Origin of the sequence: Streptomyces sp. KLMMK (genome assembly GCF_036961605.1) — a bacterium.
GTDB classification, from domain to species: Bacteria; Actinomycetota; Actinomycetes; order Streptomycetales; family Streptomycetaceae; genus Streptomyces; species Streptomyces telluris.
On the sequence record NZ_JBAMDC010000379.1, the window covers coordinates 1 to 6,198 of the forward strand.

Annotated in this window: 5 protein-coding genes and 1 pseudogene; 2 read left to right on the plus strand and 4 right to left on the minus strand. The window is 69.7% G+C overall.

Translation table 11 applies throughout. The annotated features are described in order from the left end of the window. The coding region (locus tag V7793_RS31535) for a methionine adenosyltransferase domain-containing protein (protein ID WP_336013044.1) at window positions 1-197 on the plus strand (197 nt) is incomplete at its 5' end. Window positions 198-260: 63 nt separating this feature from the next. On the opposite strand, the gene V7793_RS31540 is transcribed toward V7793_RS31535, so the two are convergent. The 4 genes from V7793_RS31540 to V7793_RS31555 are packed head-to-tail and all read right to left on the minus strand — an operon-like array spanning window position 261 to window position 5,365. Beyond that, window positions 261-1,343, minus strand: a complete 1,083-nt coding sequence (locus tag V7793_RS31540) for a hypothetical protein (RefSeq protein WP_336013046.1) — start codon at window positions 1,341-1,343, stop codon at window positions 261-263. Window positions 1,344-1,365: 22 nt separating this feature from the next. Next, window positions 1,366-3,318 (minus strand): ABC transporter substrate-binding protein, encoded by a 1,953-nt coding sequence (locus tag V7793_RS31545; protein WP_336013048.1) that lies wholly within the window; start codon window positions 3,316-3,318, stop codon window positions 1,366-1,368. Further along, window positions 3,315-4,049 (minus strand): toll/interleukin-1 receptor domain-containing protein, encoded by a 735-nt coding sequence (locus V7793_RS31550; RefSeq protein ID WP_336013050.1) that lies wholly within the window; start codon window positions 4,047-4,049, stop codon window positions 3,315-3,317. The genes V7793_RS31545 and V7793_RS31550 overlap by 4 nt, the downstream gene beginning before the upstream one ends. Window positions 4,050-4,075: 26 nt before the next feature. After that, on the minus strand, window positions 4,076-5,365 hold the full coding sequence (locus V7793_RS31555; protein ID WP_336013052.1) for a helix-turn-helix domain-containing protein: 1,290 nt from the start codon (window positions 5,363-5,365) through the stop codon (window positions 4,076-4,078). Between the two features lie 220 nt (window positions 5,366-5,585). Here V7793_RS31555 and V7793_RS31560 point away from each other — a divergent pair. Next, a pseudogene (locus V7793_RS31560) lies at window positions 5,586-6,198 on the plus strand (primosome assembly protein PriA); the annotation flags it as partial.

Here is a 6,198-nt window from a genome sequence, read left to right on the forward strand (position 1 = left end):
TCGACACGGACAAGATCGAGAACGCGATCGCCGAGGTCTTCGACCTCCGCCCGGCCGCGATCATCCGCGACCTGGACCTGCTGCGCCCGATCTACGCGCAGACCGCCGCGTACGGCCACTTCGGCCGTGAACTCCCGGACTTCACGTGGGAGCGCACCGACCGCGTGGAGGCCCTGAAGAAGGCCGTCGGTCTGTAACCCCGGCCCTCAGGACGCGACAGCGGCCCGGACACCCTTCTCGGGGTCCGGGCCGCTGTTCTGTCAGATCCCGTCCTCGTCATCCACCTCGGACTCGTCCGGGGGCTGCGGGGCGTCGAAGTGGCGCCGGATCGCCTCGGCCGCGTCGGCCGCGACGGCGGTACTGCCGTCGTCGTGCTCCGGGCCGGGCGCGGCCAGTGCGTCCGCCACTCGTCTGGCGAAGAGGGCGCGTTCCCCTTCGTCCATCCCCACGTGGTCCATCATGGCTGTCAGCAACCGGGACACCTCCCTCCCCTCCTCGGCGTCCTCATCGGAGACGATATCTTCGAACACCGACGTCTGCGCGTTCACCGAAGGTGTGATCAGGTGCCGGAAGGGCTCAGGAACCTCCTCGTTGTTGGCGGCTGAGGTCAGTTGGGCGAGCGGCCCTATGAGGCTCACCGTCCTCTCCACCTCGTCGTCGTTCTTCGCCATCCACCACACCACGGCGCTGCCCGTGTCCTTGAACACGTCCTTGCTCAGGTACGCCCGCTTGTTCCGCTCCCAATTGCGCTCGTGTTCCCAGACGTCCTCGTCCTTGCGTACAGTGGCGAGCTTGTCGAGGCGCTCCAGGTCCGCGTCCGTGAGCCTCAGCGCCACCCCTTCGGCCATGGCTTTGACCCGGCCTCCGTGGGCGGGGAGCATCGTGCCCAGCGCTCCGTTCAGCTGGTGCTGGGCCAGTGAGCTCCGGTGCGGTGGTTGCAGGATGGTGATCTGCTGAGCACGCTCCAGGATCGCTTCAACGGCGATTGCGCCGGGGTTGATGTACGGAGCGTCGGACGACGTGTCCGCCGGGCACCAGCGGATCGTTGCGGAGAAGAGGAAATCGTAGTCGTCCAGCGCGCTGGGCAGGGCGACGTCGGACACCACCCGTTCCCATCTCTCCACATGGGGTAGGGGCGAGTCCGGCTCCAGCATCAGCTCTCGCGGTATCGGTCCCCGGTGCCCGTGGGCGGCCCGCCCAGTCAGCACGGCGCCGGTCACGAGGATGGTGCCGAGCACCGCCCAAACCCACAGAGGCCAGTCGAGGCTCAGACCCGCGATCGTGAGGACGAGCGCGCCGATGAGGGTCACAAAGAACGTCATGGTCTTGTGGCCGGAACTCATGGAAGATCTCCCGGATCGGATGTCACGCGCGGGCGGCGGGGGTCCCGATGCCCTGAGCAGCATCGAACTTCAGCGAGAGGGCACGGAAGAGCGTGCGGCGGTGTGCTCGTTCCTCGGAGGAAGCGTGTGACCAGTCGCGGCTGATGACGTGCAGCCGGCCGAACGCGCCGGGGCTCCGGGATCCGGCGTCCACCAGGATGTCGAGCAGCAGGTCCGCATGCGTGTCGGCACCGTTCGCGACGCACAACCAACGCTGCACGTGCGGCCCCCACTGTTCGTCGGGGCAGTGCCGGAGCACAGCGGCCCAGCCCGCGGTGAGTCCGGCGCGCACCGGAACGACGAGGCAGAGCGGGCGGCGGCGGGCGGCGAGGGCGGCGACCTCGTAGAAGATCGCTCCGTCGACGAGCCACCGGCCGGGGGCCAGGCGGTCCAGGAGGAAGGGCACCAGGCGGTCGTTCCTCTCAGCCAGCTCGATCAGGGCCTGAGAGGCCGGGCTCCCAGGCCCTTCCGCCTTTTGCCGCGCCAAGTGGTGGAGCCGTACCACAGCCTGCTCCGGGTGGCTCTTGACCATGGTTTCGGAGCACATGAGGATGAGTACCCGCCTGAGCCCTCGGGAGAGATCGGGAGTGCGTGCCTTGTCATAGATCCACTTGCGGAAGGCGCGACCGTGCCGGTCATGGCGCAGCCCTTCGGCGAGGGCCAGAACGGCGTCCGGCAGAAAACGGCCGGACGCGTCCCGTCGTGACCACTGTTCCGCCAGCTCCCACAGACCCTCCGGCTGATCTGTGCGCAGAGTCTCCGCCGCGAAGCGGAGGACCAGGTCGGTGCGCCCCTCCGCGCCCAGTACGAGCTCTTGAACACACCGTCCCACCCACTCACGGAATCCGGGACGCAGGTCGGGGAGGTAGGTCCAGAAATGGGTGCGGAGAGCGGGAGCGTAGGCCGGGGTACGGAACCGGACCAGGCCGTCCGGCCCGGTTGCAGCCTTGATGGAGGCGAGCTCGGTCGTGAGGTCCATGTGCTCCAGCCGGGGCTGTTCATCCTCCGGATGGCCCACGACCGTCAGCAGCTTCGTGGTGGCGTGGAAGACCACGTCGGGTGAGGACGCGTGGAACATGGCCAGTGCCAGCGCCAGCGCGCGCTGGCGCCCCCTGCCCAGCGAGGCGACGAAGGCTGCCACCTCGGACCTGCGGTCTGCCAGGGTGTCCAGCGCCTCCGTGCACCACTGCGCGAAACCGCTGCGGGGAGGGCCGGAGTCCCGAGCACGGCGGATGCGGTCGGCGAGCCGGGAGAGCTCGCCCATGGACGCTGAGGCCAAGTAGGACGCCAGCCGTGGCGAGGCGAGATCACCGTGGTCCGGACGGATGTCTGCGAGCTGGAGGTGCCGCATCAGCACCTCGCTCCCGTCCGGACGATCCAGCTCAGCGGTGAGGTGTTCCAGACCGTCCTGCTGGAGGTAGGCGAGATGCAGGGGAAGCACGATCACGAGCAGGGCGTCATGCCGCAACAGCTCCGCACGGAAGCCGGAAAGCTCCTGCTGCACCGCGATGTACTGATCCGGGTCGCTGTTCGACAGGTTCAGGACCAGGCGGCTGCGGTCGCCGATGGAGCTCGTGTCCAGGGCGGCCTGGTCGACGTCGTCCCGGGTGTCGGGGAGTTCGTGGAATCCGTTCGTTTCCGTGCCCGCCTCGTGCAGCAGCATTAGTGCCGCCGTGTGTCGACCGCTGCCGGTCCGGCCGCTCAGCAGGACGGTCCTGTGCCTGCGCAGGACTTCACGTGCCTGATCGAACCCGGGCGGTTCCACGAAGCTCGGGTAGAGACGTCCGAGATCGTCCGGGGCGAAGGCCCGGGGGCTCCGGCCCGGTGCGCGAAGGCGTGAGGCGGCCTCTCGGAGGTAGAAATTGAACTGAGTCCCGTCCCCGCTGTGCATGGGCCCGTGGGAGTCGGTCACGAAGGTGCCGAAGCCGTGGGTCATCGCTTCTCGCCCTTACCCCGCGGCCCGAAGTTTTGCCGGACCCCGCCTCGGTTGTCCCCGGCGTGGTAATTGGTTCCGTCCCCGTTGACCTGAGTCCCGTTGACCTGGGTCCCAAATCCGGTGTGAAACGGGGCGTGGGCGTCGTTGACGAACGTGCCGATGGAGCCGTGCCGGGCGCTGACATGCTCCTCCGGATCCGGCTGGACGCGCGTCCGTGCGGCCGGGGCCGGGGCCGCCTGCTGGTCCAGCGCCGCCAGCCGGGGAACCTGTTTGGCGATCCGGTCGCCGATCCTGGCTATATCGGTCGTGGCGTTGCGCTGCGAGTACCTCTCGTACTGACATGTGGCCAGCCTGGCCAGTGATTCCGGTAAGCGCGACCGGTCCAGCTGCTCCGTTTTCCGGCCCAGCAGCACAGGGACGACGAGCACCCCGCAGGCGAAGGCCTCCTCGATCTCCCGGCGCACCCAGTCGGCTCTGTTGGCCAGAGCTCTGCGTCCCGGCCTCTTCCGGTCAGGCTCGTCGAGCCAGTCGGGCCCGATGAGCGCGAGGAGCACGCTGCTGCGCCGCACTCCGTTGACCAGGGCGTCGACGTAATCCGTGCCCGGTGGGATGGATTTACCCGCCCGGAAGACGCTGTCGTCGCCGAAGCGGCGCGACAGGTGGTCGTCGAAAAGGTAGGAGGTCTCCTTGCCACCCGAGCCGGTGCGGTAATTGATGAAGATTTCGTGCACGGTGCGGTGCCCTCTCTCGTTGGTCGTCAGGAGGCGGCCGTGCCCAGCGCACCGGCGAGAGCCGGGCCGAGCGCACGGACCGAAGGGTTGCGGGGATGGCGGCCCAGGACGCGGCTCAGGCGGTGCAGATCGGTGACGATCGTCGCGGAGTGCACGGTGCCGACGGAGGGGAGGAGTTCACTGACCACTTCACAGGCGTGGTCGATCTCCCCGGCGGCGGCGTGTGCGAGCGCCCGGCGAACGCCGTAGCGGGCACGCGTACGCAGGGCATGTGCGGGGATGCCGGCAGTCTCCCGGTCGAGTGTCTCTGCGGCCTGTTGCGGCCGACCGAGCTCGTAGAGGCACCAGCCGGTGAACATCGACACTACGTCGGTCAACTGGGAGGTGCCGATTACGGCCACCGGATCCTCCGAAGCGAGCGCAAGGAGGTCACGTGCCCGGTCCAGGGCACGCATGCAGGCGGTGTAGTCCCCGCCCACCGCGTGGCTCTGCGCCAGGTGCTGCGCCGCTAGGCCCCGCACGCGCGGGGAGACGTCGCTGCCGAGGGCATGCCCGGCCAGTTCCACGGCTTGGCCCACGTCCCCGCGGAAGAGGCTGATCAGAGCGCGTCGTACCAGGGCGTACACGGTGAGGCCTCTGTCGTGTCCGGCCGCCGCGTACTCGGCGGCGCGGTCGGTCCACCAGAGGGCCGCCTCGTCGTTCCCCGACTCCTGCGCCATCCAGCCTGTGTATTCCGCATACCGGGAGGCGAGCACGAGCAGCGCTCGCCGGCTGCCTGCACCCGAACCCGCGGCGAGCTGCTCGAGGCTGTGCGTCTGAGCTATCAGGGAGGGGAGCACCGCGCCGGGGCCTGTCGCCTGACCGAGCCGCCGGAACTGGTGGAACATCGACTGGTGCGCGTCGATCAGGTTCGCCGCCCCGGTGTCGACGGAAACGCTCACCCCGCCCCCCAGACCCAGGGACAGGGCCGAAACGGCACCCGCGGCGATCACCTGCCGGCGGCCCAGAGGCTGGAAGGAACCCGCTCCGTCCTTGTTCAAGTGCATCAGCCATACCTCACTGTCGTGGGTGGACGGCAGCAGCCCGGGTGCGGGCGCCCGTTCCGGCACCATCCCCGCGAGGCTGCCTCCTGCTCCGAGCTGTGCGTCGCAGAGCCGGGCCAGTGCCGGGCTCGGGGATTTGAGTCCCCGTTCCACCTTGCTCAGCTGGCCCTTGCTGTAGTGCACCAACCTGCCCAGCTCTGCCAGGGACAGGTTCGCTTCCAAACGGCGTCTGCGTAGCTCCAGCCCGAACGCGCGCGACCGCTCCAGCACCATCGACCTCCGGTGACCGTCCGACCGGGAAGCCTTGCTGCGCCGCGCATCAGCGTGCGGCAGCGGGCCCCGGCGGAACAAGGCGAGATGAGGGGTTTCCCGTTTCCTCTACCCATCGGCTTCTCGGGCGGTGTGCGGCCGGTATCCCTGTCGGCGGGGACCGGGCGCCGGTGGGTTCGCGCTGAGGGCTCCGTTGTCAGTGGCGTCTGGTAGGACTGTGGCTGTGAGCAGCGAGAACGGGCGGTCCCAGGGCAAGCCTCCGGAGCACGGGGAGCAGCTCGCGCTCATACGGGAGAGCGTGCGCGAGGCCAAGGCGAAGGCGCCCAAGGCCAAGCCGCGCACATGGCGGAACGCCCCCCTGGCCAAGACGCTGCCCGTCGCGCGGGTGCTCGTGGACAAGGGGCCCGTCCACCTGGACCGGCTGTGGGACTACGCCGTGCCCGAGGAGCTCGACGCGGACGCCCGGCCCGGGGTGCGGGTCCGGGTGCGCTTCGGGGCCGGGACGCGCAATGTGCGCGGGGGCCGCCGCGAGGGCGGCGGGCTCCTCGACGGGTACATCGTCGACCGGGTGGCCGAGTCCGACTACCAGGGGCCGCTCGCCGCGATCGCCCAGGTCCTCTCTCCGGAGCCGGTGCTCAGCCCTGCGCTCTACGAGCTCTGCCGGGCCGTCGCCGACCGGTACGCCGGCTCGCTCGCCGACGTGCTGCAGCTGGCCGTACCGCCCCGGCACGCCCGGATCGAGGCCGAGCCGTCGCCCGCGCCGCTGCCCCCGCCGGGGGCGCCGGAGCCCGGGAGCTGGGAGCGGTATCCCACCGGGCCCGCCTTCCTCGACGCCG